This is a genomic window from Saccharopolyspora sp. NPDC000995, from assembly GCF_053599315.1.
In genome coordinates, this window is the sequence record NZ_JBSFLZ010000343.1 from 1 (window position 1) to 1,300 (window position 1,300).

The 1,300-nt window shown below is 65.9% G+C and carries 1 protein-coding gene and 1 tRNA gene; both read right to left on the reverse strand.

Annotated elements, in window-relative coordinates; all coding sequences use genetic code 11:
* Positions 1-209: 209 nt before the first annotated feature.
* Positions 210-306, reverse strand: a tRNA-Leu gene (locus ACWDKQ_RS36230).
* A 37-nt stretch (positions 307-343) separates the two neighbouring features.
* Positions 344-727 (reverse strand): hypothetical protein, encoded by a 384-nt coding sequence (locus tag ACWDKQ_RS36235; RefSeq protein ID WP_450143250.1) that lies wholly within the window; start codon positions 725-727, stop codon positions 344-346.
* Positions 728-1,300: the final 573 nt, after the last annotated feature.

Here is a 1,300-nt window from a genome sequence, read left to right on the forward strand (position 1 = left end):
CAGGCGTTGCGCGCCCAGGGCAAGGGGATCCGCGCGATCGCGCGGGAACTGCGGCTGGACCGCAAGACAGCGCGGCGGTTCTCCCTGGCGCGCAGTGCCGAGGAGTTCGTCGTCAAAGCCACCTCGCGGGCCTCGCTGCTGGACGAGCACAAGCCCTAAAAAGCCCGCTGACCTGCACTTACGTGCCGGTCAGCCGGCTTCCGCCAACGTCGGGCTGACAGGATTTGAACCTGCGACCCCTTGACCCCCAGTCAAGTACACAAAGGACACTCACCTGCGAAAATTGAGAAATCGCAGCACAAACCGGTGCAGCTAACTTCCGCTCAGTGCAGTACAACGCGGTTCAACCCCCTACAACCTCCCATTTCCCTCCCGCTCCCTCCCGCTCCACCCCTCCAGACACCGACGCCAGGCGAAACTGGCGACACCGCGTCCAGCGCAGCAACCTCCGCTCCCAAGCGTTCTCGAAGCCCTTGATCCGCCGCTCGGCCCGCTTCACATGCCGGGACTCGGCCGCGCGGATGCCATCGGCGCTGGGCGGGTTGTCGCTGGAGTAGCCGAGGTTATGCAGGCTCAGCCCGGACACCGTGGAGACCTGGACCGCCAGCGCCCGCAGCGTGTTGTGGAACTTGGTCAGGTCGGCCTCGATGAACTGGCCGAGCTCCACCCCATCGTCCTTCTTCGTCTTGGAAGTCGACCAGATCTTGCCGGCGATCGTCTGCCACACCGATCGGCACGACTAGGACCTCGCCGAGCCGGTGATCGTCGCGGGAGACCTCGATGTAGCCGCCGCTCTCGCGGGAGACGACGAAGGTCACCCTGTAGTCCGGCAGGTAAAGCTTGAGAGACACACCGATCCTTAGCCACCCAAAACACCAGCCACCTAGCCGACGCCGGAGAACAAGTGACGGTGGCCCTGCTCGCGAGCCGAGCCAGCGTCTCGCGGTCATTGATCTACATCCAGCCCGCGAGCCGAGCCAGCGCCGCTTGCTCCGAGGGCGCGGTGTAGACCTTCTGCTCCGCGGCCTGTGGCGGGCGCGATCGCCGGTGACGGCTCTTGCTATCCGTCTACCTGATGATCGGAGGCGCTTCGTCGGCGTGTGTCCGGCAAATCGGGTGCCGGCTTCGCGGCCTGCTCGATCGTCTCGGCGGAATCACCGGGCCCCTGGAACAGCAGCGGTTCGGGTCGTGGTGCACGGGTCATGTCGGCCGGCGGCTCGACCGGCCGCGGTCGGCTTCCGCCCCTGTGCAGCATCCATTTCGGCCCTCGGCCTCGGTTTACCCGCGCCAACACATCCAA